Source organism: Cohnella luojiensis (genome assembly GCF_004564235.1).
GTDB lineage: Bacteria > Bacillota > Bacilli > Paenibacillales > Paenibacillaceae > Cohnella > Cohnella luojiensis.
Map to the genome: position 1 here is coordinate 30,439 of NZ_SOMN01000001.1, position 26,835 is coordinate 57,273.

Genomic DNA, 26,835 nt, shown 5'->3' on the forward strand with positions numbered 1-26,835 from the left:
CGACCGCACCGGTATTTCCTAGCCTGGTGCGGTCGTCTTCATCCGATAGAGGGAGGCTATAGCCGTGGCGCAATCGTTGCTGTCCGGAAACCCCAAGCCCATGAAGAAAACCCGTTTGCGAATCGGTCTCAAGCAATGGTTGACCGTGCTTCCGTTCGTCACCGTCGGGATTGTTGGCGTTCTCGTCTTCGTGGTGTACCCGATGATCCAGAACATTAAGCTCAGCTTCCAGGAATTCAACATCCTGCCGGGAACCCAAAGCCCTTGGATCGGCTGGGAAAATTACAAAAGCGTCTTCGAAGACCCGAACGACAAGTTCATGATCGCGCTTAAGAACACGTTCCTTAACGTACTGGTCACCGTGCCGATCAACTGGTTTCTCGCGGTGGTCTTCGCCGTCGTCATCAATACGCGTTTCGTCAAGATGAAGGTAACGTTCCGTACGTTATACTATTTGCCGATCGTTACCTCTTGGATCGTCGTGGCGCTTCTTTTCAAATATTTGTTCGCCGACGGAGCCGGCGGTTTCGTCAATTACTCGCTCCTTCAGCTCGGGATCCTCTCGGAGCCTATCGCCTGGAAAAGCCACTATTGGTCGGCCATGATCATGATCTGGTTGTTCCATATCTGGAAGACGGTCGGCTGGGGAGTCGTGATCTACATGGCCGCGCTTCAAGGCATCCCACGCGACCTGTACGAGGCAGCGGACATCGACGGCGCGTCGCCGGTCAGCAAGTTTCTACGCGTGACGTTGCCGATGCTGCGCCCGATTACCTTGTTCGTCCTCATCAACCTGATCAACGGGGCTTTCGGCTTTTTCCCGCAGGTATACTTCATAACGGCCGGCGGACCTATGAATCAGACCCAGGTCATCCCAAGCTTGATTTACATGGAGGCGTTTAAGCACTTCCACTTCGGGGAGGCGGCCGCGATGGGAGTCATGATGGGGCTTCTCGTATTCGCCGTCACGTTCTATCAGATGACAAAGATCGGCAAGCAAAGGCTTTTTTAACGATTAGCAATTATAAGCCGTTTTACTTGAAAGGGGATACGGAATGAAAACACCGTGGTTCACGAAGCTCGCCGTTTACGCCATTATCGTGGCCGGTGCTCTGCTGTTCGTTTTTCCGTTTATTTATATGATTCTGACTTCGTTCTTCACCGCGACGTTCTCCCTCCCGAAGCCGGAGGAAGTATTTAACGTCACTCCGAATTTCATTAACTATCAGGTCGTATGGAGCAAGAACCATTTCGCCCAATATTTCTCGAACAGCCTGCTCATCACTTCTGTTGCAATGTTCGGAGCGCTGTTGATCAGCTCTTTAACAGCTTACGGTTTTGCAAGGTTTGCTTTTCCGGGCAAGGAAGGGGTATTCCGCCTGTTCCTGCTGACGATGATGATCCCTTCGGTCATCAACATTATTCCGCAGTTCGTTATCGTGAAGAACCTAGGACTCGTGAACACGTATTCCGGGCTTTGGCTCATCTATATCGCGACGGGAGTAGTCGGCAACATGTTTTTCCTGCGCGGTTTTTTCGAGAGCATTCCGAAGGAACTGGAAGAATCGGTGCTGATCGACGGCGGGGGCAACTGGAGGATTTACTGGAATATTTATTTGCCTCTCTCGCTTCCGGCGATGGGAACGCTGGCTATTTTCATCTTCCAAGCGACTTGGGAGGAATATTTCCTTGCGCTGACCATCATCAAGAGCGAGGCGCTTCGCACGCTTCCGATCGCGATTCTCATGTTCAACGACAAGTACGCGACGAACTACGGGCAGATTTTTGCCGCTTCGATGATCGCGTTGCTGCCGGTTATTCTCATCTACGTGATTTTCCAGAAGCGGTTCGTGCAGTCCGGATTTAATGAAGGAGCCGTAAAGGGATAATCGGGAGGGCATTATGCAACGGATAAAGCAGGGTATTGGAAAAGGGTTCGCAGCTGCGGTTGCGATTCTGTTGTGGAGCGTAACAGCAGGTTGTTCGCAGGGTGATAAGGAACCGATCAGAGCCGATCGGTTACAATTGAATGAAACGACTGCCGTTCTCGGAGCCGTGTCGACAGACAAAGCTGCCTATAAGCCAGGCGAGACCGTTCGGTTCGAGATGTCGTTGAAGAGGGCTGACGCTTCCGGCGAGTTAGTCGTCCAGTACCGCCATCTTGGGGAAATGGTCGATCGCAGCGTGATCAAGCTAAAGGCAGGCTTGGATCATGCGGAATGGACATGGAATCCGCCGGAGGAAGATTATCAAGGCTATATGACGGAGATTTACTGGCGAGAGGATGGAGTCGTGCGGGAACACGCCAATATCGGGGTGGACGTCTCAAGCGATTGGGGAAAGTTTCCGAGGTACGGATATTTGGCGGATTTCGGTAAAATGACGGCCGATCAGCAGAAGGAAATCGTCGCAAGGCTTAACCGGTTTCACTTGAACGGCGTTCAATTCTACGATTGGCAGTGGAAGCACCATGTGCCCCTTAAGCTAGACCAGGACGGAAAGCCAGCAGCGGAATGGCCGGATATCGCGGGTCGCGCGACGTCCTTCAATACCGTGAAGGGATATATCGACCTGCTTCATGAAAGAGGCATAAAGGCGATGAATTATAACTTATTGTTCGGCGCTTACGACGACTATGAACAAGACGGCGTGAAGCCGGAGTGGGGGCTGTACAAGGATCGCCTGCATGCGAACCAAGACCGTCATGTCCTGCCGGATTCTTGGGAGAGCGACATCCAGCTCATGGATCCGGGCAACGGGGATTGGCTCGATTATTTGTTCGGGGAGGAGAAGAAAACGTTCGAAAGGCTGCCGTTCGACGGATGGCACGTGGATCAGCTTGGCAACCGGGGGAATCTGTTCACGTTTGACGGCAAGCCGGTCACGCTCATGCTATCGTACGGCGAGATGCTGAAGAAAGCCAAGCAAGCGATCGACGTCGACTACGTGATGAACGCGGTGGATCAATACGGGCAGGCCCTAATAGCCAAATCTCCGGTGAAGTTCTTGTATTCGGAGCTGTGGGACAGCTATCCGGGATATAAGGATCTGAAGCGAGTACTCGACGGGAACCGGGAGTTGACCGAAGGCAGGCTGAATACAGTACTCGCCGCCTATATGAACTACGGAATCGCGGATCGCGCGGGCGAGTTCAATACGCCGGGGGTGCTGCTGACGGATGCGGTAATCTTCGCTTCGGGAGGCTCGCACATCGAGGCGGGGGAGAATCTGCTGGCCAAGGAATATTTTCCGAACCGGAATTTACGCATTCCGCCGAAACTGGAAGAGAGCCTGATTTCCTATTATGACTTCATGACCGCTTACCAGAACGTATTGAGGGGTGGCGTGGAGGAAGCAGCTGGCACGAAGGTGGCGATGGCAACCGGTTCGGCAGGAGACTCGTCCCTTGCGGTTTCCGCGGAGGCGGAAGGCGGCAAAGTATGGTCGTTCGTGAAGAAGAAGGATAACCGGCTTATCGCTCATTTCATCAATTTTAGCGAAGCGACGACGATGCAGTGGAACGATACGCTCGGCTCGCAGGCAGAACCGAAGGCCAGAAATAACGTATCCGTAGTTATCCCATCGACTCAGGAAATTTCCCGTGCATGGATGGCAACCCCGGATGCTTACGGCGGTTCGCCGATCGAGCTGCCTTTCGAGTCTGTGTACGGAGGAGTGTCGGTTAGCCTCCCCACTCTCAAATACTGGAGCATGGTCGTTCTAGAGTCGAAGGGATGAATTCTGAAAGCAAATATTTCGCAAGGGTGGGGGCTGAGAAGCTTTCACCCTTTATATGGATAGAAGGACGCTAGTTTTCGCGTATCAATAGCCGTGCGAGGCACGCCTAATTTTACGTAACATAATACACTCATCCCGGAAAATACGACACCGATAATTGATTATAATGTAAGTGCTTTCAACAACTCCGCCAGGCGTTGTACAATAGGTACACGGAGGGCGACGACGATGAATCTGAACATAAAACGGAAAAACCAGCGGCTTCGATGGGGCAAACGTTTCGCGACCAAGATGATCCTCGCCCTGCTCGTGGTCATTCTAATACCGACGTTAACGAGCGTGTTATTCTATTCGGCTTCGTCGAAGCTCGTGAAGAAGAACGTTCGCGTATCCTCGCTGCAGCTTGTCAGGCAAGCCGCCGATGCGTTGTCATCGATCATTACGGCCGGAACGGATGCGTCCAACGTGCTGTACAGCGATACCAAGCTGCAGCAGGCGGTACGCAATACGAAGCCGACGCCCGAGGAAGAGAAGACGAATAACGATTATATATCGAATTTAGTCAACAACTTCGTGGGTTCGAATTCATTCGTAAAGACGTTATACATTCTGAGAGAGGAAGGAACTAGCTGGGGAAGCGGTTCGTTTAAGCTGTCCAAAATCTACCGTCAGTCCGTCCGCGACCTGGAGTGGGTTCGGCTTGCCCGCGATAAGGACGGCGAACCGGCTTGGGGACCGCTCGCATTCGATCCCTATAGCGGAATAGGGGAACGCAACGACTTGATCTTGCCGGTCACGCGCGTCATCAAGGATTTCGAGTCCCTCGAGGATATCGGTTATTTACTCGTTAATCTCGACGGGAAGAAAATCGTGGATCGGATCGGGCAAATCCATCTGGGGGAAACAGGGGGATTCTCGGTCGTGGACGATCAAGGAATCATCGTAATCGATGGTCGCCAAGAGCGTGTAGGTCAACCTCTTGCCGACGAAAGCTTGCGCCATTGGGCATCCCGCGGAAGCGAAGCGGAGTTTGAATACGAAGCAGACGGCGTTAATTACTACAATATCAAGCAACCGCTTTCCAATGGTTGGAGCGTCGTCGGTTCGGTACCTATCCATGAGATCACCGACGAATTAACCGGCATGCGCAGGATGATCTGGACATCGGCCGTTGGTTTCGCGCTCTTGGCGATCCTAATCGGCCTCTTGCTTGCCCGCCAAGTGACGAAGCCGATCCAGCAGCTAACCTCCCAGATGAAGGTAGCGGAAAGCGGTGACTTCACGGTGCGTACGGAGGTCAGATCGCAGGACGAAATCGGCCACATGAGCCGTCAATTCAACAAGATGATCAAGCGGATCGACGAGCTCGTCCAGGAAGTCCACAATGTCCAGGAGAGCAAGCGGCAAGCGGAGCTAAGGGCGGTTATCCATCGCATTCATCCCCATTTTCTATTTAATACGCTTAGTACGATCAAGTGGCTTGTCCGGTACAATCAATCTACAAAAGCGTACGAAGCATTATCGACGCTCGTTCTTTTGCTTGAGGCGAACATGGGCAAGAAAGGCAGCTTCGTGGCACTATCCGAAGAACTGGATATCGTGGGCAAGTACTTAACGATTCTGGAAATTCGCTATGATACGTTATTCCGGCTCCATCTAGATATCGATCAGGAAGCTGAATCTTTCCGGATACCGAGAATGCTTATTCAACCTCTCGTGGAAAATGCCGTCTTTCATGGTCTTGTGCCGACGGGGATCGAGGGGGATATCTGGATCAAGGCAACGAACGCGCCGGATGGGATTACGATCGAAATCCGGGATAACGGACGAGGGATCGCTCCGGAGTATTTGCTAAAGCTTGAAGATCACGAGAATGGCCAGCTTTCCGGAATGACAGGAATCGGGCTGATGCACGTCCATGAATCCATCAGGCTATATTATCCGGCGGGATCCGAGCTTCGGATTCTAAAAGGCGAGTCGGGCGGGACCATCGTGCTTATGAAACTATTGAAGCCTAAGGAAGATATTACGCAGCAAGAGGGGGCTTAACCATGTATCGTGTCGCGATCGTTGACGATGAACCGGTTATTCGCTTCGGGATAAGGGCTTCGGTAGATTGGGAACGTGAGAACGTCGGGCTTGCGGGTGACTTCGCCAACGGAGAAGAGGCATGGCGGACGATCGAGAAGGAGCCCGTCGATATTCTGATCACCGACATTAAGATGCCGGTAATGGACGGTTTGGAGCTTACGAGACGAACGTTAGACCAGCATCCGAAGACGAAGGTGATTCTGGTCAGCAGCTATAACGATTTCGAATACGTCCGGCAAGGCCTGAAGCTCGGCGTTGTGGATTATTTGTTAAAGCCGACGCTTGAGCCGGAAGGGCTTCTGGAGCTCGTCCGCAAGTGTCTGCGTCTGATCGAGGACGAACGGCGCTACGATCTTGACCGACAGCTGATTCGGACGACGAGGATGACCTATGACCGGAAGAAACACGAAACGGACGTTAAGCGGGCGCTGGCGCATGAAGACGAACGTTTGCCTCAGGGGGCTGTTCCGCCTTGGATGAACGATGGTTACGCGCTATGCACTGTTCTCGTTAACGGCTTAAGGGAGACGGAGGAGTCGTACGGCCATCTGCATGTCGGCATGCTGCTGGAAGAGATGCAGGATAATTTCTACGAAGCGGTGGAAGAAGGGATTTCCTTTCCGGCAGAGCGTGCATTAATCATCGCGTTTCCTTCGTTACGCCCCGAATCTCCAGAGGAGATTATTGGCACGATGTGCGATATCTGGTCCGCCCGTCTAGGGATTAGCGTAACGGCGGGGTGCGCTGCCGGTTCGAATGCCGAGGAGCTCCATTCGGTATATCAGGAGAGCGGACGCGCAGCCCGGAGAAGATTCTTCGAAGGCGAAGGGAAATATTACGCGCAGGAACCCGCGATCCCTCTACACTATCAAACGGCGACATCTTACAAACCTGCCAGCCAACTGCTCCAGGAGCTGCGGACGGCATCCCACTCCCGCGATGCGGTCGCAGCGGAAGCGGTCATTCGTTGTTGGATCGACCGGTGGACGGCACTGCGAACGGATCCGGATGCGATCTGCAGGGAAGCGTTCGAAATCGTGACGACGTTATTCATGAACGAGCAGGAAATGACCGTGCTTCTGGAGGGGTTCGAGGATCTGAAACGGAGTGAGACGTTGGAAGAATTGACAAGGCTGCTGCTCGCGCAAATCCGCGGATACCGTAACTCGTACGCCGTCGGATCGCATACGTCCAAAGGAAACAAGCAGCTCATAGACAAAGCAATCGAATACATTTCAACTCATTATACGAGCGAAATCACGCTCCAACAGCTGGCCGACCACGTGCACATGAGCAAGAACTATTTCTGCCTTCAGTTCAAGCACCATACGTCTTTCAATTTTATCGATTATCTCATCCGGCTTCGGATCGGCAAAGCCAAGGAACTCATCGGCGACCCGGGTCTCAAAATTTACGAGGTAGCGGAGAAAGCCGGATTTAACGACGTCAAGTATTTCAGTAAGTTGTTTAAGAAAATGACGGGATTATCGCCTGTCGAATATAGGGAACATCAGCATGAGAACGAATAGCGGAATCGAGGGGGAGAAGCCATGACGAAGCGAGGGAAGCGGGAGCGGATAAAGCACGGGAAGCTTTCGATCGTCATTGCTTTAGGGTTCGTTATCAGTTTTGCGGCGACAAGCTGCGGGTCGAGCGAAAGCATCATCGGGAACAGTGAAGTCGCGAAAGTCATGGAGCCTTCATCGAATGAGGAGATTACGGTGTGGCATACGTATAGCGACGTGGAGTCTTGGACTTTCGAGCAAGAGGTCATTCCCGCCTTCGAGAAGGAGCATCCCGAGATTCGGGTCGTATCCGTCAGAAGGCCATACGAAAATATAAAGGGAGCGCTCATCTCCGAGACGACTTCGGGGAGCGGTCCTGACGTCGTGCGGCTGGACATGGCGTGGCTCGCGGAATTCGCCAAACTCGGCCTGGTGGATCCGATCGACGGCTATCCCGAGTTCCCGAGAATAGGCAAGATGCTCCAGAAGACAGCGCTGGAAACGAATAGATACGAGGGAAGATATTACGGATTGCCGCTAAACATGAATACGAAGGCGGCGATCTATAGCCGGGAGCTGCTGAATCAAGCGGGTCTTGCACAGCCTCCGGCAACGATGGACGAGTTGGTGGCGCTCAGCGAAAGGACGGGTTATCAGCTTGGGGTAAACGGGATTAATACGTGGTCGATCCTTCCTTATTTCTCGGGGCTCGGCGGGAAGCTGACGAACGATGATTATACGAAATCGATTGGCTACTTGGACGGCGCGGCAAGCATTCGTGCCGTTCAGACGCTCAAGCGACTAATGGACAAAGGCTTAATTAGCGAGGATGCGCTTTCCGGCAAGATGGATAGATGGCTAGCGGTTCAAGACGGCAAGCTGCTCATGATCGATGAGGGGCCTTGGTATTATTCTATACTGTCGCACGTGGACGGAGATAACAACGCCAAGCTGCTGGAGAATACGGTAATCGCGCCGTTTCCTTATAATAACGGGCAGAAGGGAGCCATCATCGGCGGGGAGAATTTGGTCCTGATGAAAAGCTCTCGCCACAAGCAGGCCGCTTGGACGTTCATGAAATGGATGGCGGGCGTCCCGGCCCAGCAGCTGATGTTCAAGACCGGCCTTCTGCCGACTAACGTAGAAGCAAGCAAGTCCAAAGAGAGTCTAAGTCCGACGATCCGTCCCTACGTGGAAAGCCTTGACGCTTCTTTTCTTCGTCCGCCGGTCACGAACTGGGCGAAGATCGACAAGGAGTTTAACGAATCGTTCGAACGGATGCTGCACGGGAGAGTTCCGGTCGAGCTTGAACTCCATAAGTTGGCTGCGCAGATCGAAGAGTGGCTGAATTGAATTTAAATCGACGAAAGAGGCACCTTGGGAGGAAATAGAGCGGCAGAGCCGCTTTAAATCGACGAAAGAGGCACCTTGGGAGGAAATAGAGCGGCAGAGCCGCTTTAAATCGACGAAAGTGGCACCTTGGGAGGAAATAGAGCGGCAGAGCCGCTTTAAATCGACGAAAGAGGCACCTTGGGAGGAAATAGAGCGGCAGAACCGCTTTAAATCGACGAAAGTGGCACCTCTGGAGGAAATAGAGCTTGGAGCGGTAATGTTTCGTAATCATGCCAAATGGTTCTATTTGATTACGATCGTCGGTAACCTTTTCTTGTTCTGGAGACAGCCTGGGCTCTTGCCGCACTATCGGGATATGTTCGTATTGCCGGTAAGACGAATTCCTTGATAACTCAAGGAATTTTCTGTATTTTACAGATAAAGAGAATGACAGGAGGCGAGCTAATGAAATTCGTGATCGCTCCGGATTCATTTAAGGAAAGCTTGTCTTCATCCCAAGCGGCCCATATCATGGCGGATGCCATCCGGAGCGTACATCCCGAGGCGAACATCGAGATCGTGCCGATGGCTGACGGCGGCGAAGGAACGGTGGAATTGTTGGTGTCGGCCAGAGCGGGAAAGCTGCAGTATGCAGAAGTGACAGGACCTCTGGGAATACCGGTACAGGCGTTATACGGAATCCTAGAGAATGGAGTTGAACCTGGACGGAAGGAAAAGACGGCCGTATTGGAGGCTGCGTCCCTATTTGGCTTATCCATGATCCCAGTCTACGATCGAAATCCCTATCGGACCATCACAAGGGGTATGGGCGAGCTGTTGCTGCAGCTGCTCGACAAGGGAATCCGGAAATTCATCATCGGATTGGCGGGAGCGGGACCAATGACGGCGGCATGGGATTGTTAGCCGCGCTGGGAGTACGGTTCTACGACAGTCATGGTGAACCGTTGCTAGGGTTCGGGGAAGATTTACTGAAGCTCGGTCGGATCGATTCGGATAACCTGGACTCACGTTTATTCGAATGCGAAATCGTAATGGCTTCGGATGTGCAAAACCCTTTATGCGGGCCTAATGGGGCTTCTATTATCTATGGACCGCAGAAAGGTGCCCTTCCAGCTCAAGTTGAAGCTTTGGACGCGTCGATGAGTCATTATGCAGACTTAATGGAAGGGCAGTCAAGCCGCGACTTCAAAGATTCCCCGGGAGCCGGAGCAGCCGGAGGCGTCGGATTCGCGCTTCTCACGCTCGGAGCTAAGGTTGTTCAGGGTGCGGAGGTCGTCGCCGACGCTTCGCGGTTAAGGAGCAAGCTTAGCGGCGCGAATTGGGTGATCACGGGGGAGGGCAAGAGCGATAACCAGACCCTTAACGGGAAATTGCCGTATTACGTTGCCCGACTGGCGAAGGAATCCGGGGTTAAGACGATTCTGATATCCGGCTGCTTGGGAGAGGATACGAAGGAATTGGAGAAGGAGTTCAGTGCTTGCTTCTCTTGCGTGCCCAGGCCAATGACGTCTTCGGAATGCTTGTTGCAGGCCGAGAAAACCTTATCCGATTGCACGCGTAATGTCGTTCGATTGCTCTAGGTCAAGGTCTGATCGTAACCCTCGTTCTGACTGGGACTAATGACGAGAGCTGCAGGACGTCCTCGTTATGCATCCGAATACATCCAAGGCTGACTTCCCTTCCTATTGAAGCGGGGTCGTTCGTGCCGTGAATGCCATAGTGAGGTTTAGACAAGCCCATCCAGAAGGCGCCGAACGGCCCTCCGGGATTGGCTTGTTTATTTATGATGGTATATTCGCCGGTGGGCGTTTTCGTTACCATCTTGCCGATGCCCACGGGAAATGATCTGACCACGATATTCCCGTCGAGCAAATAGAGGCTTCGGTCGGATAAATCGACGATGATCCGATACTTGGGCATGGATATCACTCCTTGCCCTAGGTTATGTAAAGGAGGGATTGCGCGTTCACGATGGCTCTTCGCGTGTAATTCCGGGACGACGATATGGTATGATCAACTTATCTACGGTAAGGAGTTGCGACATGCGGGTTCGTGCTGGAAATGCACTGCTAAGATACGGAATTCTCTTCGCCCTCTATGCTGTCACGATCGCGGTTTACATTTGGTATACATCGCCGAATCAAGTGCCGGCTGTCTACCTCGGAACGGTCACGGATCCGTCAACTTTCTTCACGCCTAGTCAGCTTCATAATAGCGAGACGCTTAATGCGATGCGGAACTGGATTTTTTTCATGAGCGGGCCTTGGGAATGGCTCATTTACTTCATGTTGTTTGCAAGCGGTTTGTCGAGAAGGTGGAGGGATCTTCTTGAGCATTATCGCCTTCCGGCCTACATCCGTTTACCCGTCTTCGCGTTGATGGTTAATGGCGTGTCCTTCTTGCTGTATTTTCCGTTGCGGATCATCGGTTATAACCTATCGAGAGCTTACGGCATATCGACTCAGCCCGTCATGAGCTGGCTCAGGGATAAGCTTATAGCGTTCGGGATCGGTTACATAACCTTGCTTGCCGTATCCGCGGCAGCTTTCTGGATCATCTCCCGGGGTGGAAAATGGTGGCTGAAACTATGGCTAGTCTCCATCCCGTTCACCGTGTTCATGATGTACGTGCAACCTGTTATCATCGATCCTCTGTATAATCATTTCTCGACCTTGTCCGATCCTAATTTGGAGCAACAAATCCTGGAGCTTGCCGATAGAGCGGATATACCCGCGCACCGCGTCTATGAAGTGGACATGTCCGCCAAGACGAACGCGATGAATGCATACGTAAACGGAATCGGCTCATCGCTGAGGATCGTTCTTTGGGATACTACGCTTAAGCGATTGAATGATCAAGAGATCCTGCTAATCATGGCTCATGAGATGGGTCACTACGTGAAACATCACCTGGAATGGAGCGCGGTCGGCGCGGTTGGCTCGTCTTTCCTGTTGCTAACGATCGGCGGTTGGCTGTATCGGGTCGCTATTCGAAACCGGGGCGCGAAATGGGGGATTCGTTCTCCATCGGATATGACGGCTCTCCCGCTAGCGCTTCTGATTATTTCCGTTGTTTCATTTGTAACGTTACCGCTGTCGAATTACGTTTCCCGTCAAGCGGAAGCGTCCGCCGACCGGTATGCGATGGAGTTGATCGGCAGCGCGGAAGGATCCGTATCTATGAATCAGAAGATGTCAGTAACCGTGTTAAGCGACATAAACCCGCCGCTTCTCGTCAAATGGTTTCGGAATACCCATCCCTCCGACATGGAAAGAATGATAGAAGCAGTACGATTCGATCATCAAAGAGGGAAATGACATGCATATCTACTTTATGGCGGGAGTATCGACCTCGCCGATGTTCATGGAGAAGTTTCGTAACGCCATGCATCAACATTTCGAAAATTCCGGTAAAACGGTTTATTCCGAGTTGCTCTTCCCTTACGGGGACATGAGCAGACGGCTCATTCGGCAATTATGGGAAGTAAGGCACGACATGAGGCTCGGGTATCGAAAATTAAACAAAGCCCTCGGCTGCAATCGGGTGCTTGCTGCCATCGAGAGGAATTTAAACGATGGCAAGGATGACCGTGTCTTGCTGATCGGCCATAGCGGAGGAGGAGTTGCCGCAGTACACGCTGCCGCTCTATTGCTAGCAAGGCGACCGGGGATGAAATCTTCCGCGGTCGTGATGATCGGCTCTCCAAGATGCCGTATTCCGGCCGAGCTGCGGCCCTCCGTGCTTTCTTTGCATGCGGAGGGAAGAAGAAGGAAGGGGATTAGCGAGGAAATTTCCACGGACTTCGTAACGTTGTTAGGATCATTCGGAGGCTGGAACTTGGGATTGCGCAAGCTTCCTTCTTGGCAGGTGGATAAACATGCTCCCGCCCACATTCGCACCGTGCCTATTATCGGAGGACATGCGGATTATTTTCGCGACAGCACCCCTTACTTAAATCCGACGGGCAAGTCGAATCTAGAACATACTATAGAAGCGATCCTATCTTGGCACAGTATTAGTTGACGATATCGATTAACGGCTTATATACTCGAACAAACAATAGAATCGCGGAGGAAAGATGATGACGAAGCATTACGCCAAACAAGGTACATACGAGAACGAGCCGGCAATTCTGCTCAAGCACGGAAGTTATTCGGCGATTTTGCTCCCGAAGATCGGAGGAAACCTGATTTCGTTCCGGGATGACGACCGGGATTTCCGGTTTATTCGCGAGCCGGAAGGGGCGGACTGGCCTGCATTCGTCAACAAACCTATGGTTCACGGGGTCCCCGTCCTTTTTCCGCCTAACCGTTATGATGGAGGAACTTTCGAGTTTGACGGACGCACGTACCGATTTCCCGTAAACGAGCCCGAGACGGGCAACCATATTCACGGCTTCGTCTATGAGTCGGAATGGGAAGTCGTCAGTTATGGCAGCACGGAACAGGCAAGCGCGGTTACCGTTAGGCTGCACTTTGACGAGAAGCATTCGGGCTTCGCTTATTTTCCTCATCGCATCACGTTATCCCAGACGTTCACGCTGTCCAACGAGGGACTTAAACTGCATTTCGAAGCCGTGAACGAAAGCGCGGAAGCCATTCCTTTCATGCTTGGATTCCATACGAGCGTGAATGCGCCATTTGCGCAAGGGAGTACAATCGAAGATTTAGAGTGCGGAATAGCCATCGGGGAACGGTGGGAGTTAAGCGGCCGTATGCTGCCGACGGGGCGCAAACTTCCGTTAAGCGAAGGGGAATTATTGTTGGCGGAAGGAGCGGGCAATCCTTATTTCGAGTCGTTAGACAATCATTATACGGCTTCAGGAAACGTCGGCGATAATGCGATGACGATCTACGATCGTCGGGTCAATGTCCGTTTCGTATACGAAGCGGGAGATGCCTACAAGCATTGGATGGTTTACAATGCGGCTGCGAACGGCAAGTTTTTCTGTCCGGAGCCGCAAACCGGCATGGTCAATGCACCGAATGTCGGGTTGCCGGCCGAGCAAACAGGACTAATCCGATTAAATCCGGGAGAGCGGTGGACTGCGGTCAGTCGCATGTACGTGGAATAACTCATAATCTCGAAACCAACCCGATTTGTTGATTTATCCCGCTGGCAGCGGCTTAAATGCTCGAAACCAGAATGGCACCTAAGCAGTACCGAAAAAGACTACCAGGCATGCTTTAGCGCGTCCTGGTAGTCTTTTATTATTGTAATCGGCGGTTATCACTCCGAGGTAAATCCCTTTGGAGTCTCCTGCAAGTCTCGCGGCTTGTGGAGAATTGCAGGCTTATGTCTTCGAATTGCTTGAGCATCAAACTAATCTTCTCCGTCGCTTGTTTAACGGTAAGGTTGGAGACGGATTCCATCTTCTCTTCGATAATGGATTGAGACTTGTTATAAGAAACCCAGCCAACAAGGAGTACGGAAACAAACGTCGAAACAAAGAACAGAATGAATATTTTCGAGCCTACCTTAGCGTGATAATGTGTTATTCTACGAAAAATAGGCGCGCTTTTACGGGAATGCGACGTCGTTCTGCAAAATGCGGCGGACAGCATGCATAATAGGGATTCGACCAGCAGTTGGAGGGATATATAAAATGCGATCAAGGTTGATAAACCCTTTGACGAGATTAAACGTTAGGCAGCAGCTGATCCTGTTGTTCTTGGTATTGGTCAGCCCGGTGTTCCTGCTCAACTGGTACGCGAACACGAAAGCCGAGCAAATCCTGAAGGAGCACGTGACGAGCGCCTACGAGGAGCTTAACAAACAAAACCATTTTCTGATCAACAGGGATATCGACACGGTCAGCCGGCTCATGACGACGCTCATCCAAAATGCGATGACCCAAAGCATGATCAGCAACGAGTACGATACGGAGTTCGACCGCGTCGTGAAATATGGGGAGATGAACACCCTTCTCGGCAACAACACCGTCGGGCTGTTCGACGGAGAGGCCATCTATTATTTCTTGTTCGTTTACGATCCGAACAATCATTATCGATTCGCGCCTTCCGTCCCGGATATCAACCGTCAGATAAACGGATCATCCGTCTTTTTCTATTCGGATAAAACGAAGACGCCATGGATCGAAGAAGCGCTGAAAGCCAAAGGAAAAGGCGTGCTTGCGCTTATTGATAATTTCGGACCCAAGGCCAACCAGAGAACGTTGGCGTATCTGCGAACGGTGAACAGCATCACCAACGGCAGAAGCGTCGTCGGGGTTCTCGTCGCCACGAAAATGGACAAGAAGATCGAAGAATCCTTCAGCACCGTCTCCTTGCCGGAAGGCGGCGAGATGTTCTTAACCGACTGGTCTAATCGCGTTTTAGCGTCGACGACCTCGGAAATGGGCAAGACGTTAAAGATTCCGAACGGATTGGATAAAGATTCGATGGAGGAAACCGTCAGTTTGGTTTCGGAGAAGTCCATTTACGTCGTCCATACCAAATTCACCCTAAAACAAAAGCTCGTATACACGATACCCACGAAATCCCTGCTCCAGCAACAAAGCGCTTTAAAGCAAGTCATTCAGACGATATCGATCGTCTATTCCTTATTCGCCATCGTCGTGATGATGTATTTCTGGCGATCTCTCATGAATCCTCTGCGGAAGCTAGCCATGTTCGCCCGGTCGCACGAGCCCGGCAAGCCTCTGTCGAGCATTCCGTCGAGAGAACGGAACGACGAAGTAGGCGTTCTCATTTATTCCGTTCATAACATGGCTAACCGGATCAACGACATGATCCACGACCAGTATTTCATGGAAATCAAGCAGAAGGAATCGCAGCTGCAGCTTCTCTACCAGCAGATCAATCCCCATCTGTTATACAACACGCTGGAGAGCATCTACTGGAAGAGCTCGCTCGAAGGAAACACGGGATCGGCGGAGATGATCAAGGAGCTTTCCAAGCTGATGCGCATAAGCTTGAGCAGAGGCAGGGAATTGATCACGATCGAGGAGGAGCTGGAGCACGCCATGGCGTATACGAGCCTCCAGCAGAAACGGTATGAGTATGGTTTCGCCATCCATTGGAACATAAGCGACGAGGTCGTTAAGAATCTAATTCCTAAGATTACGCTGCAGCCGCTCATTGAGAACGCTATCATCCATGGAGTCATCAATATGGGCGAGGACGGGGAAATTATCGTCTCTGGTCGTTCGGTCGACGACAACATCATTATCACGGTCGAGGACAATGGGTACAAAGCGACCGATCATGACGGGATCAACAAGCTGCTCGTTAGCGAGCCATCGGATACGACGTCCGGTTACGGGATCAAGAACGTCAACAAACGTATCCAGCTGCATTTCGGCAACGGCTACGGATTACGCTACGAAGCTCGTGAAGATGAAGGTACCCGGGTTATCGCAGTCATCCCGCAACGGACAAGCTCGGAGATGAACGGAGAACAATAGGAAATGGGAGGACATCCAACATGTACAACATCCTTATCGTAGACGACGAACCGCTCATATGCCGAGGCCTGGCAAGCCTGCTCGAAACTTCGGGGCTCAACATCCAGAACATTTACACCGCGCATAACGGGTATGAAGCATTGGACTATTTGAAGATGGAGAACATCGACCTGCTCATCACGGATATCCAGATGGGCGCCATGAGCGGAATCGAGCTGATGCAACAGGCGAAGATCATAAAGCCATGGGTTCAAGTCATCGTCATCTCTGCTCACGAGACCTTCCAGTACGCGCAGCTGGCAATCCGGCTTGGTGCCAGGGACTACTTAATCAAGCCGATCAACAGCGAGCAGCTGCTCAATTCCGTTAGGCACGTCCTTCTTCATATGGATCGACCAGTGCTGAACCAAGCGGAATTGATCTCGGATTTGAGAGAACACTTCCGCATGGAGCAGCCTCTGCCGCAGCGAACGGAAATCCTGAACAAGCTTCTGAGCCCGGATCGCTCCAATCAGTCTCCGGAGACTTCAAAGCTGGAGCAACATAACGAAATTCACTTGCGCGGGCCGTATTTCGCGATGATCAAAATCCGTTTGGACTTTAACTCCGGCGCCAAGTCGCAAGTTGTCGAAGAGAAAGATACCAGGTTATTGCAATACGCCGTGCTGAACATCGTCAATGAATTGCTCGACAAGGAGTGGGATCATCATTCGTTCTATTCGCTCAATCAAGACGTCAGCATTATCGTTCAATGGGATGAAGCCGGATACGGCGATTCCAGCGTTGACAAAATCAATCAGCTCGAGATGATCGGAAGAAGCCTGCATTTCAACGTACACAAATTCCTGGGTTTCCAATGCGTTGTCGGCATCAGCCAGATTCTGAAGGGGCGCGAGTTCCTTCCCGAGCTGAACGACCAGGTGAACAAGTCGATCGTATGGAATCGCGAGCATAAAGACCATCATGTGTTCTATTTCGGCGATTTCAAATGGGGCTTGTTTACCGAGGATCCCACCGAAGAAGACCTGGCCGCGCAGAACAATTTAATCGTGGAACGAGCCCATGAATATATTCATGCCAATTACGCGCAGAAGGGACTCACCCTAAATGAGGTCGCTCAGAAAAACCACGTAAGCCCGAATTATTTAAGTTACCTGTTCAAGAAAAACACGGGCACGAATTTATGGGAATACGTCATCAAACTGCGCATGGAAGAAAGCAAGCGGTTGATCCACAATACAGACTTGCGGAGATATGAAATCTCGGAGCGGGTCGGCTATGAATCGCCGGAACATTTTAGCAAAATATTCAAAAAATACTTCGGAATCAGCCCAAGCGAAATGAAGAAGTAGGATCGCCCATGATCCGCATAGATACGCACATGTTCACATTGCGTCCCTTTTTCTACAATAAGACTTATGAGTAGAAAAAAGAAAGAGGGAGAACGAATGAGTCAACCATCAACTGTTCCAATACGTTCCTTGGATGCCCTGCCCAAGAAACCTCCCGCAAAGTGGACAAAACACCTATGGGGCTATTTGTTCCTACTGCCCGCGGTCGTTATATTCTTCCTATTCCTGTGGATGCCGATCGGCAAGGGGATCGTCTTCAGCTTCTACCATATCGACTTCGTCAAAGGGGACTCCTTCGTAGGTTGGGAGAATTACGAGAGGGTCTTTATGGATCCCGAAGTCTGGGTATCCGTGAAAAATACGCTGTACTACATGGTGCTCGGGGTTCTTATCGGTTTCTGGGTGCCGATCCTGTTCGCCATCGCCATCTCCGAGATGAGAAGATTTCAAGGATTCGCCCGAATCGCGGCTTACTTGCCGTACGTCGTTCCCTTCGTCGTTCTTTACGGCTTGTGGAGATGGTTATACGACCCGGTAGGACCGATTAACGCGCTCATTACGAAAGTGGGGCTCGATTCCGTTCTATTCTTGACGGATAAAGCGTGGTCGATGATCTCGATCGTCATTATGGAAACTTGGCAAAGCTTCGGCTCGGCTTTGCTCATCTATTTGGCCGCGGTGCTCAGCATCCCCCGCGATTGGTACGAAGCCGCGGAGATCGACGGGGCGGGCGTATGGAAGAGAATTCGCCACATCACGCTTCCGGCCATCAAGAATCAGATCGTCCTCTTGTTCTTGCTTCAGCTTATCGCCACATCCCAAGGCTTCCAAACGCATTACGCGTTATTGGACGGCGGGCCTAACAACGCAACGCTGACCTACGCATTGTTGGTCGTCAGATATGCGTTTACGCGACAGGATTACGGTTCCGCGTCCGCGCTTGGCGTACTCATGTTCCTTGTGCTTGGATTGCTGGCCGTTATCCAGTACCGGATGTCCAACAAGAAGGAGGCATAAGCTTTGAAGACCATAGACCGAGGCATATTATCGGATTACGATTTGAAGAAGCCGGGCAACAAGATTATTTATTACTTAATGATGGTCGTCGTGCTTGCCATGGTATGCACGATGCTGTACCCCATGTTCGTCATTCTCTTTAACGGACTGAAGCTCAATACGGAGGTCAACTCGTTTCCGCCGACATTCCTTCCGTCCGAGGTTCATTTCGAGAACTACCAGAAGGCATGGAGTTATATTAAGTTGCCGTTGTTCGCTAGGAATACGCTGTTTATCTTCGCAGGCAACATGGTCATGACGGTGCTCGTCGTCGGATTCGCGTCGTTCAGCCTATCGCGAATGAACGTGCCGTACAAGAAGGTCATCCAGTATTTCTTCCTGTTGACGCTATTCATCCCGCCAACGACGTACATTATTCCGAATTTCGTTAACTTGCGCGATCTCGGATTGATGAATTCGTTCTGGGCGTTATGGCTGCCCGCCGGTGCTAATGCCTTCTTCTTGCTTCTGCTCAAGTCCTTCTTCGACGGGATCAACATGGAGATGTTCGAATCGGGTCGGATCGACGGGGCTTCCGAGCCTAGATTGTTCTTCCAGATCGCGTTCCCTCTATCCGTGCCGATCTTTGCGACGCTTGCGATCTTCGTGTTCTCCTCGGCATGGAACGACTGGTACTGGCCGTCGCTGATCCTATCGAGCGACGATAAGTATCCGCTCGCAACGGCGATTTACAAATACGTGATTAACGTCAGAAGACTGGATTTGAACCTTCGTTTCGCGATCCTGTCGATGATTACTTTCCCGCCGGTTATCGTATTCCTGATTTTCCAGAAGTATATCGTTCGCGGTCTTCATTTGGGCGGAGTCAAAGGATAATGCCCATGAACAGCATGCGTAAATCTGCACATGATCGAAATAGGAATACACATCGCCTTGATGAATGCGGCTCCATTATGATGAGCGTGTAAGCAAAACAATTAAACGAAAAGGGGATTAACAACAATGCGCAAGATTTCGACGATCATCGCTTGTCTTCTGTTATTCAGCTTAGTACTGGCTGCATGCGGCGGCAATAACAACAACAATGCATCACCTTCGGCTTCGCCGTCAGCGAGCACGCCAGCTGAATCTTCACCCGCTGCCGAGAGCAGCGAAGCTCCTCCTGCCGAAGACTTTACGCAGGTCAAAGCGACGATCAGCATCTACTACCCGACTCCGGACCAAGTGGAGAAACGCGCACTGGAAGACGATAAAATCAAACGCTTTAACGAAGTTTACCCTAACGTCGAAGTCGTAAAAAGCGACTGGCAGTACAATCCGAACGAAATCGGAATCAAGATGGGAGCCAACGAAGCTCCGACGCTCTTCAACACTTACGCAACCGAAGGTAAATTCCTTGCGGAAAAAGGTTGGGCGGCAGATATTACAGAGTTGTTCAACGCTTACGACAAAAAAGACCAATTGAATCCGATCCTGCTGGATCAATTCAACATCGGCGGCAAAATCTTCGGTATTCCGCAGCAAGGATACGTTGTAGGTACAGTAGTGAACAAAAAGATGCTTACCGATAAAGGCGTAGCGGTTCCTCCGCTTGACTGGACTTGGGATGACGTTATGAACACGGCTAAAGCGGTAGCGGATCCGGGCAAAGGAATTTCCGGCATCGCTCCGATGGGTAAAGGAAACGAAGCCGGCTGGAACTGGACGAACTTCTTGTTCGAAGCGGGCGGAGAAATTCAAACGGTCGAAGGCGGCAAAGTTACGGCGGCGTTCAACTCCGAAGCCGGCCTTAAAGCCCTAGAATTCTACAGCAAGCTGAAAGAAGCAAGCGTTATTCCCGCCGACTGGGCTCTTGGATGGGGCGATGCGGTAGGCGCGTTCGCGCAAGGCAGAACGGCCATGGTTATCGCCGGTCCCGACGGCCCGCTTGATCAAGGGTTGAACCAAGGCGGATTGAAACCGGAAGATCTTATCGTATACCCAATGCCGGCAGCAGCCGCAGGCGGCAAGCACACAGGCGTTCTTGGCGGAGACTTCCTCGTTGTCAACCCGAACGCAACTCCAGATGAACAACGACTGGCGTTCGAATACGCGGTATTCCACTACTTCTCCGACAAAGGCCTAGAATCGACGGAAGCGAACATCCAAGCGCGTAAAGCAGAGAACAAATTCTTCGTACCGCCGGTTATCCAATACTTCAAGCAAGATTCAGAATACGGCGCTAAAGTGAAAGCCGTATACGACAAATACGATAACGTATATCAATACAGCAATGAGTTGATGGCACTTCTCGACGGTAAACCGGAAGCGCAATTCAACACTCAAGATTATTACGCGGCCATGACTAACGTCATTCAAGAAGTGTTCTCCAAAAAAGACGTTGACCTTAAAGCGCAACTCGACGCTGCGGCGAAAACCGTACAAGAGAAATTCTACGACCAAATCAAAGTAGAATAGTTAGAAAGAGGGTTGCCTTGGGCGAACGAAAGTTTGCAGGGGGCAACCCTCTATAATAGGGGGAAAGCGTGTGGCCAAGCGATATTGGCAATCCAGAGGAGCATGGATTTCGATTGGAATTATCGTTATTTTACTGGCGGCAGCTTATTTCTTCGTGTATTCGCCTTTTAGCGCCAATGCGAGCTTTAAGGACAAAGACGGTTTATTGATCGTTAGCAACCCGAAATACGAGATTGCCTTCCATTCGGATAATGGGGCCATTGCCTACTTGAAGAACAAGGATTCCGTGAACAAAATTACGTTAGGCAACCGCGAGAAGGCGCTATGGTGGGCTTTCATGCAGGACGACACATCTACGAACGGCAAGAAGGCCGAAGCATTCTCCTATGACTGGAATTCGCGCAAAGCTGAGCTGGTCTTTCATTACGGAGGACAGATCAAGGTAGACGTGACCGCAAGGTTTGGCGAAGAAGATAACCGGATCTATTTGAATGCTTCGGTCGACAACCAGTCGGATAAGACGATCAAGTCGTTCCGTTTCCCTTATGAGCTGAAGGTGGATTCCGCTGCGGTCCAGGATGCCATTCTGCCCATGTTGCCGGGGGCCAAGTTAAAGGACGCCTTCTTCAAGGAAAGCAATTCCTTTCAAGATCAGTACCCTGGCGTCATGTTCGCTTCTTATCTTGGGCTGCGCACGTCCGGCGGAAACTTGGCGGTGTACGATTTAAACGGAGATATCGTGGCGACTACGGATTTGGGCTTCAAGAGCCAAGTGGATGATTCCGGCAAGACCGGGATCGTTCACAACTACAAGACTTGGATCGACCCGAAGAAGCAATGGAACAGTCCGTCGATCGTTCTTGAGATCGGGGATTACGAGACTACGATCGCCGGTTATCGCGAGCTTAACAAAATGGACGATTACCGTTCTTTGGCCGACAAGCTCGGCGAGGATAAGGCAACCTATTTCCAATTGCCGTTCTATAAGACGGATATCTCGGCGATCAAGGATGGCAGTTGGAGCAATCTGACGAACAATTATTTGGATAAGATGAACTATAACGGCGTCATCCATTTGGTTGGATTCCAGAAAGGGGGCCACGACGAGAACTATCCGGATTTCATTCCTCCGGATCCGCAATGGGGCGGAGAACCGGCTTTCAAGGCTTTCGTTAAAGCGGCGAAGGACAAAGGAAATCGGGTCGTTCCCTACACGAACATGTCCTGGTGGGGCATTAACTCTCCGACGCTGTCGAACTTGCCCGCGGGCACGACCATGGAAGATTTGATCGTAGCGAAAGACAACAACGCGATCATGAAAGAAGACTATGGTAAGCATAGCGGTTACGTCGTCAACACGGGCCATCCGTTCTTCCTCCAGCGGACGGCCGAGGAGCATAAGAAGCTGACAGAGCAAGCGGGTTTCGACGGTATCTTCGAAGACCAGTGGGGTATCAGAAATTCGCCTTACGTGTTCAACAAAGAGATTCCCGAAGGCACCGATCCTTCCTCGGCTTACTTCCAAGGCGTAAGGAATTACTTTGATTCCTTGAGCCATAACATGTACATGGAGGACGGTACGGATGTTCTGGCGGACGATGCGGTCGGCTTCATGGGCTCGACCTACTTATGGGATCAGCTCGGTTACCGCAAGAATACGTCATCCTATACCGATTATTACCCGTTATCCGGAATGCTTCTCCGCGACAAGGTCATGTTATTCCATCATGACTTGGCTGCCGAGACGATGACGGACGACCAAGATATGCTGAGATGGAATTTAGCCATGGGATATAACTTAAGCGTCGACTTCTTTAACGGCGTCGCTAATCCATGGGTGGATACGGTCGGCGTATTCCAGAAATTCATTTTGTCGCAATACGCGGATTCGCTCGTGGAGAGATTCGAACAATTAAATCCAACCGTTACGCGGACGGATTTCGGCAAATATGCCGTAACTGCGAACTGGAACAAGGATGAGGCCTACGTACTGAACGACGACGTATCGCTAGCTCCTGGCGGCTATGACGTCTCGGCAGGTGACGGCAACCGAAGAGCAGGCAACTACGTTCGGTTAAACGGTTTGGATTTAGATGCGGGAGATCACAATTTGATAGAAGTTAGGGAGAAGGATGCCATCCGCATATATCAACCGATTGGCTCCGATACGACGCTTAAGATTCGGAAGGGCAAAGACTGGCCGCATGCGAGCGCGATCGCTTTCCGGGCAAATGGAACGAAGATTGCCGATCTTCCGGTGAAGGAAGAAGGGGATTTCGTTATCTTCGACTATGTCGCATTAATAAAAGAGCAAAGGGTCGCTTACGTGGAGCTCGGAAATTCCAAAGAATCCAGCAAAGCAAGCGAAACTTTCGAGAAAGTAAAAGTACAAATCAACGCGGCGTTGCTGAAGAAGGTATTCTCAACATCCAACACGGCTGAAGCTTTCCCTGCGGAGCTTGCGGTAGACGGGGATCCCTACACGTATTGGGAAAGCACGGCCAAGAAATTCCCGCAATCGTTGACGCTGGATCTTGGAGAGGCAAGGAAAATCGGCAGGCTTGTCCTGAAGCTGCCGCCTCAAGATGCTTGGGAAGCGAGAGATCAACAAATCGAAGTGCTGACTAGCTCCGATGGCGAGAACTTTACCGCTTTGCTCGCATCGAAAGCTTATACATTCGAGCCGAAAGAATCGAATGAAGTTAACATTGAACTAGGGGAGACGAACACGCGATTCGTTCGACTTACGATCTTAGGCAATACAGGTTGGCCCGCAGCGCAAGTTGCAGAGTTCGAGGCTTATTAATCAATCGATTGGAATAGAATCAATGAGGCCCCTAATGAATTTTGGTTAGGGGCCTTAAGTATGCCCCTTGTTTTTAGGGTAGATTAGTCGCGTGCCATACGGTAATAAACCGTTCCCGTCTTGTCCACACGGCATATAATAATGAAAAATCTTTTTTCCGGGGAGGGAAGGTGGATGCAATTACAGGCCGGGATAGTATGTGCTTTACTGGGAGCGGCGATTTCCTTCTCATTTGGAATTTGGAGTGAATCGTTAACGTTCTTGCTCGTTCTGATGTCGATCGATTATTTGACAGGGGTAACCGCCGCGGTAAGGGAAGGCAGCGGTTTGAACAGCAACGTCGGTTTCTGGGGCTTGCTCAAAAAAGCGCTTGTCTTACTCGTCATGATTATCGCTCACCGGCTGGACGTGCTGCTTGGGACCGAAGTCGTGATGGGAAGCGCGGTCTTCTTCTATATCGCGAACGAATTGCTATCCGTAATCGAGAATTACGGCCGTCTGGGTCTCCCATTGCCCGACCGTTTGAAGAGAATCGTTCAAGTGCTAAGGGACCGGGCTGGGGAGCCGGCGGATAATAGCGAGGACAAAGATTCAACGAACCCGCCTAAAACGTAAGCAATCAAAGCCGAATTTCAAGCGTTCGCAGAGACTTTGAAAGTCGGTTTTTTGTTTTTCGGCAAGTCAGGATATAATTGAATTCAGAAATACTTTCAAGTTTAGTCTGGGAGGATAATTGTCATGAGAATGGAAGGCGGCACTAGCGTTATACTTCGCGTTGAGATGGACAAGCACGCGGTCACGTTCGGCGAGTTAGTTTCTTTGATCGGCCAGCAAGGCGGGGACATCGTTGCGATCGACGTCATCCAGCCCGGCAGAAAGATGGAAATCAGAGACTTGACCGTAAGCGTCGCCGAGCCCTCCGTAGTCGATACGCTCTCGAAAGCAGTAAGCATCATGAAAGGCATTCACCTCGTTAACGTATCGGACCGCACCTTCCTGCTGCATCTCGGGGGCAAAATTCAGGTGCAATCGAAGGTGCCGATCAAGAACCGGGACGACCTGTCTCGCGTATATACGCCGGGAGTGGCGAAAATTTGCCTGGCCATTCGGGACGACCCGAACAAGGCTCATTCCTTAACGATTCGCCGGAATACGGTTGCTGTCGTTTCTGATGGCACAGCTGTTCTTGGGCTCGGAGATATCGGTCCGCTTGCGGCGATGCCCGTCATGGAAGGGAAGGCGATGCTGTTCAAGGAATTGGCGGGGGTAGATGCTTTCCCGATCTGCTTGGATACCAAAGATACGGAAGAAATCATCGCGATCGTTAAGGCGCTTGCGCCGACATTCGGAGGCATTAACCTCGAGGACATCTCCTCGCCAAGGTGCTTCGAGATTGAACGTCGGTTAAAGGAGCAGCTCGACATCCCGGTATTTCACGATGATCAGCACGGCACGGCGGTCGTCCTTCTTGCAGGATTGCTCAACGCTTTGAAGATCGTCGGCAAGAATATTGGGGAAATCAAGGTCATCGTATGCGGGATCGGGGCTGCGGGAGTCGCATGCTCCAGAATGCTATTGGCTGCAGGCGTCAAGCATCTCATCGGCGTAGATAAAGACGGCGCTATTCACAGGGGCGCGAACTATGATAATGAGGTATGGAACGAGTTCGCGACTTTAACGAATCCTAATAACGAAACAGGGCGACTATCGGAGGTTATTGGCGGGGCGGACGTATTCATCGGATTATCCAGGCCTAAACTATTGAATAGAGAAGATGTTCTGAAAATGAACCCGGATCCGATCGTGTTCGCCATGGCGAATCCCGATCCGGAGATTAGCCCCGAAGAAGCGGGTTCGTACGTGCGCGTCTATGCGACCGGGCGATCGGATTATCCGAATCAGTTAAACAACGTGCTCGCGTTCCCCGGAATATTCAGAGGCGCTTTGGATGCCCGGGCAAGCACGATCAGCGAATCGATGAAGCTTGCGGCGGCTAAGGCGATTGCCGCGATCGTAACGGACGAGGAGTTAAACGAAGAATATATCATTCCGAGCGTATTTAACGATAAAGTCGTTCCGGCCGTTCGGAAGGCCGTTATCCAAGAAGCGATACATAGCGGGATCGCGCGCAAGGTCCCGGGCGATTTTCGGAATCTGGAATAGGCAGGCGTGGGACAAGCCGGGACGCGTTCGCGAAGTTCATGAATTTGTCATAAGTACAAAAAGTTGCGACTCCTCTTTCAGACAAGTGCTTGAGTTCAAATGCTTGTTTTAGGTAAAATAGGAGGTAAAGACTTTGTAGGAAGCAGGGGAGCAGACAATGCATAAATGGATTTTGTCCACTTTGATTACGATCGCGTGCGCAATGGGAGTATACTTAATGGCGACCGGATTGCCGGATAAACCGGTAGACGAAGCTTCCGAACTTGCTGAAGGCCAAGAGTTGCTGAAAATCGAAGCGACTAACTTCGACTTCAACGAGAAGGAATACCGAGTCAAAGCAGGAACCAACTATAAAGTGAAATTCTCCAACACGCTGGGCACTCATGGCGTAGAATTCGTTGGACTTGATCTTGAGCTTACCAAGGACAATCCGGAAACCGTGATTACTTTCGATAAACCGGGTACCTACGAGCTGCAGTGCTCCATAATGTGCGGTCAAGGCCATGCATCGATGAAATCCGTACTAATTGTTGAATAATGAAAAAGGAGCCGAGACGGCTCCTTTTTTCCCGTTGGCGTTAGGAAACGGTTTCGGTTGTCAGAAATGTCGCCAAGTGCGGATGCGAGAGACGCCGAGGTCGCCTAAATAACCGATCAAGGCCCAGCTTAGAACCGTTAACGCATACATAAACCATATATTGACCCTATGGATATCGGTGAATACCTCGACGAACCACATCGGGACGCTAAACATCATGAGGAATAAATTATGGGGGTCGTATCCGCTGTAATTAAAGAGGCTCAGCGCAACTCCGATTAAAGTACAGGCTATCGTAATGGTATAACGCATTTGGGTTCCTGGGACTCCCTTCGCTTCATGTTGTAGGTAGTATGTACGTCGCTCAATATCCTCATGATAAGAAAGGA

The 26,835-nt window shown here is 51.1% G+C and carries 21 protein-coding genes and 1 pseudogene; 20 read left to right on the top strand and 2 right to left on the bottom strand.

What is annotated here, in order from left to right; genetic code table 11:
* Positions 1 to 64: 64 nt before the first annotated feature.
* From E2980_RS00135 to E2980_RS00170, 8 genes and pseudogenes are all read left to right on the top strand, one after another.
* Complete coding sequence (locus tag E2980_RS00135) at positions 65 to 1,012, top strand: carbohydrate ABC transporter permease (protein WP_135150104.1); 948 nt, start codon at positions 65 to 67, stop codon at positions 1,010 to 1,012.
* Positions 1,013 to 1,055: 43 nt separating this feature from the next.
* On the top strand, positions 1,056 to 1,889 hold the full coding sequence (locus tag E2980_RS00140; protein ID WP_135150105.1) for a carbohydrate ABC transporter permease: 834 nt from the start codon (positions 1,056 to 1,058) through the stop codon (positions 1,887 to 1,889).
* Positions 1,890 to 1,902: 13 nt separating this feature from the next.
* Positions 1,903 to 3,738: a glycoside hydrolase family 66 protein gene (locus E2980_RS00145; protein WP_135150106.1), complete on the top strand. Its 1,836-nt coding sequence runs from the start codon at positions 1,903 to 1,905 to the stop codon at positions 3,736 to 3,738.
* Positions 3,739 to 3,966: 228 nt separating this feature from the next.
* Entirely contained in the window at positions 3,967 to 5,787 is a 1,821-nt protein-coding gene (locus E2980_RS00150) for a sensor histidine kinase (protein ID WP_135150107.1), read from the top strand.
* A 2-nt stretch (positions 5,788 to 5,789) separates the two neighbouring features.
* Positions 5,790 to 7,358: a response regulator transcription factor gene (locus E2980_RS00155; protein WP_135150108.1), complete on the top strand. Its 1,569-nt coding sequence runs from the start codon at positions 5,790 to 5,792 to the stop codon at positions 7,356 to 7,358.
* A 21-nt stretch (positions 7,359 to 7,379) separates the two neighbouring features.
* A complete protein-coding gene (locus tag E2980_RS00160) occupies positions 7,380 to 8,687 on the top strand; it encodes an extracellular solute-binding protein (RefSeq protein WP_135150109.1) in 1,308 nt (435 codons plus the stop codon).
* 118 nt (positions 8,688 to 8,805) lie between these two features.
* The gene (locus E2980_RS00165; protein WP_135150110.1) at positions 8,806 to 9,075 is read left to right on the top strand and encodes a hypothetical protein; all 270 of its coding nucleotides are present in this window, start codon (positions 8,806 to 8,808) and stop codon (positions 9,073 to 9,075) included.
* A gap of 122 nt (positions 9,076 to 9,197) precedes the next feature.
* Positions 9,198 to 10,267, top strand: a pseudogene (locus E2980_RS00170) (glycerate kinase family protein).
* A gap of 1 nt (position 10,268) precedes the next feature.
* On the opposite strand, the gene E2980_RS00175 reads toward E2980_RS00170, so the two are convergent.
* Positions 10,269 to 10,607 (bottom strand): L,D-transpeptidase, encoded by a 339-nt coding sequence (locus tag E2980_RS00175; protein WP_135150111.1) that lies wholly within the window; start codon positions 10,605 to 10,607, stop codon positions 10,269 to 10,271.
* A gap of 122 nt (positions 10,608 to 10,729) precedes the next feature.
* Here E2980_RS00175 and E2980_RS00180 point away from each other — a divergent pair, with 122 nt between their 5' ends.
* From E2980_RS00180 to E2980_RS00235, 12 genes are all read left to right on the top strand, one after another.
* The gene (locus E2980_RS00180) at positions 10,730 to 12,004 is read left to right on the top strand and encodes a M48 family metallopeptidase (protein WP_135150112.1); all 1,275 of its coding nucleotides are present in this window, start codon (positions 10,730 to 10,732) and stop codon (positions 12,002 to 12,004) included.
* A 1-nt stretch (position 12,005) separates the two neighbouring features.
* Positions 12,006 to 12,710 (top strand): lipase family protein, encoded by a 705-nt coding sequence (locus tag E2980_RS00185; RefSeq protein WP_135150113.1) that lies wholly within the window; start codon positions 12,006 to 12,008, stop codon positions 12,708 to 12,710.
* Between the two features lie 58 nt (positions 12,711 to 12,768).
* A complete protein-coding gene (locus tag E2980_RS00190) occupies positions 12,769 to 13,761 on the top strand; it encodes an aldose 1-epimerase (RefSeq protein ID WP_240702779.1) in 993 nt (330 codons plus the stop codon).
* 531 nt (positions 13,762 to 14,292) lie between these two features.
* Positions 14,293 to 16,113, top strand: a complete 1,821-nt coding sequence (locus E2980_RS00195; protein WP_135150115.1) for a cache domain-containing sensor histidine kinase — start codon at positions 14,293 to 14,295, stop codon at positions 16,111 to 16,113.
* Positions 16,114 to 16,133: 20 nt separating this feature from the next.
* Complete coding sequence (locus tag E2980_RS00200) at positions 16,134 to 17,465, top strand: response regulator (protein WP_135150116.1); 1,332 nt, start codon at positions 16,134 to 16,136, stop codon at positions 17,463 to 17,465.
* A gap of 96 nt (positions 17,466 to 17,561) precedes the next feature.
* Positions 17,562 to 18,482 (top strand): carbohydrate ABC transporter permease, encoded by a 921-nt coding sequence (locus E2980_RS00205; RefSeq protein WP_135150117.1) that lies wholly within the window; start codon positions 17,562 to 17,564, stop codon positions 18,480 to 18,482.
* Between the two features lie 3 nt (positions 18,483 to 18,485).
* Positions 18,486 to 19,358, top strand: coding sequence for a carbohydrate ABC transporter permease (locus E2980_RS00210; RefSeq protein ID WP_240702780.1), 873 nt, complete (start codon positions 18,486 to 18,488; stop codon positions 19,356 to 19,358).
* A 126-nt stretch (positions 19,359 to 19,484) separates the two neighbouring features.
* Positions 19,485 to 20,939: an extracellular solute-binding protein gene (locus E2980_RS00215; protein ID WP_135150118.1), complete on the top strand. Its 1,455-nt coding sequence runs from the start codon at positions 19,485 to 19,487 to the stop codon at positions 20,937 to 20,939.
* A 70-nt stretch (positions 20,940 to 21,009) separates the two neighbouring features.
* Positions 21,010 to 23,745 (top strand): discoidin domain-containing protein, encoded by a 2,736-nt coding sequence (locus E2980_RS00220; protein WP_135150119.1) that lies wholly within the window; start codon positions 21,010 to 21,012, stop codon positions 23,743 to 23,745.
* Positions 23,746 to 23,919: 174 nt separating this feature from the next.
* Positions 23,920 to 24,360, top strand: coding sequence for a phage holin family protein (locus E2980_RS00225; protein ID WP_135150120.1), 441 nt, complete (start codon positions 23,920 to 23,922; stop codon positions 24,358 to 24,360).
* Positions 24,361 to 24,483: 123 nt separating this feature from the next.
* The gene (locus E2980_RS00230) at positions 24,484 to 25,908 is read left to right on the top strand and encodes an NAD-dependent malic enzyme (protein WP_135150121.1); all 1,425 of its coding nucleotides are present in this window, start codon (positions 24,484 to 24,486) and stop codon (positions 25,906 to 25,908) included.
* Positions 25,909 to 26,065: 157 nt separating this feature from the next.
* A complete protein-coding gene (locus tag E2980_RS00235) occupies positions 26,066 to 26,446 on the top strand; it encodes a cupredoxin domain-containing protein (protein ID WP_135150122.1) in 381 nt (126 codons plus the stop codon).
* A 60-nt stretch (positions 26,447 to 26,506) separates the two neighbouring features.
* Here E2980_RS00235 and E2980_RS00240 read toward each other — a convergent pair whose 3' ends face one another.
* Entirely contained in the window at positions 26,507 to 26,758 is a 252-nt protein-coding gene (locus E2980_RS00240) for a hypothetical protein (RefSeq protein ID WP_135150123.1), read from the bottom strand.
* Positions 26,759 to 26,835 lie beyond the last annotated feature (77 nt).

Excerpts from the sequence above, each read along its gene's own strand:
- E2980_RS00150 (WP_135150107.1), top strand. The coding sequence starts at position 3,967 with ATGAATCTGAACATAAAACGGAAAAACCAGCGGCTTCGATGGGGCAAA.
- E2980_RS00230 (WP_135150121.1), top strand. The coding sequence starts at position 24,484 with ATGAGAATGGAAGGCGGCACTAGCGTTATACTTCGCGTTGAGATGGAC.
- E2980_RS00175 (WP_135150111.1), bottom strand. The coding sequence starts at position 10,607 with ATGCCCAAGTATCGGATCATCGTCGATTTATCCGACCGAAGCCTCTAT.
- E2980_RS00160 (WP_135150109.1), top strand. The coding sequence starts at position 7,380 with ATGACGAAGCGAGGGAAGCGGGAGCGGATAAAGCACGGGAAGCTTTCG.
- E2980_RS00205 (WP_135150117.1), top strand. The coding sequence starts at position 17,562 with ATGAGTCAACCATCAACTGTTCCAATACGTTCCTTGGATGCCCTGCCC.
- E2980_RS00215 (WP_135150118.1), top strand. The coding sequence starts at position 19,485 with ATGCGCAAGATTTCGACGATCATCGCTTGTCTTCTGTTATTCAGCTTA.
- E2980_RS00195 (WP_135150115.1), top strand. The coding sequence starts at position 14,293 with ATGCGATCAAGGTTGATAAACCCTTTGACGAGATTAAACGTTAGGCAG.
- E2980_RS00200 (WP_135150116.1), top strand. The coding sequence starts at position 16,134 with ATGTACAACATCCTTATCGTAGACGACGAACCGCTCATATGCCGAGGC.
- E2980_RS00225 (WP_135150120.1), top strand. The coding sequence starts at position 23,920 with ATGCAATTACAGGCCGGGATAGTATGTGCTTTACTGGGAGCGGCGATT.
- E2980_RS00155 (WP_135150108.1), top strand. The coding sequence starts at position 5,790 with ATGTATCGTGTCGCGATCGTTGACGATGAACCGGTTATTCGCTTCGGG.
- E2980_RS00235 (WP_135150122.1), top strand. The coding sequence starts at position 26,066 with ATGCATAAATGGATTTTGTCCACTTTGATTACGATCGCGTGCGCAATG.
- E2980_RS00145 (WP_135150106.1), top strand. The coding sequence starts at position 1,903 with ATGCAACGGATAAAGCAGGGTATTGGAAAAGGGTTCGCAGCTGCGGTT.
- E2980_RS00190 (WP_240702779.1), top strand. The coding sequence starts at position 12,769 with ATGACGAAGCATTACGCCAAACAAGGTACATACGAGAACGAGCCGGCA.
- E2980_RS00185 (WP_135150113.1), top strand. The coding sequence starts at position 12,006 with ATGCATATCTACTTTATGGCGGGAGTATCGACCTCGCCGATGTTCATG.
- E2980_RS00240 (WP_135150123.1), bottom strand. The coding sequence starts at position 26,758 with ATGCGTTATACCATTACGATAGCCTGTACTTTAATCGGAGTTGCGCTG.
- E2980_RS00140 (WP_135150105.1), top strand. The coding sequence starts at position 1,056 with ATGAAAACACCGTGGTTCACGAAGCTCGCCGTTTACGCCATTATCGTG.
- E2980_RS00180 (WP_135150112.1), top strand. The coding sequence starts at position 10,730 with ATGCGGGTTCGTGCTGGAAATGCACTGCTAAGATACGGAATTCTCTTC.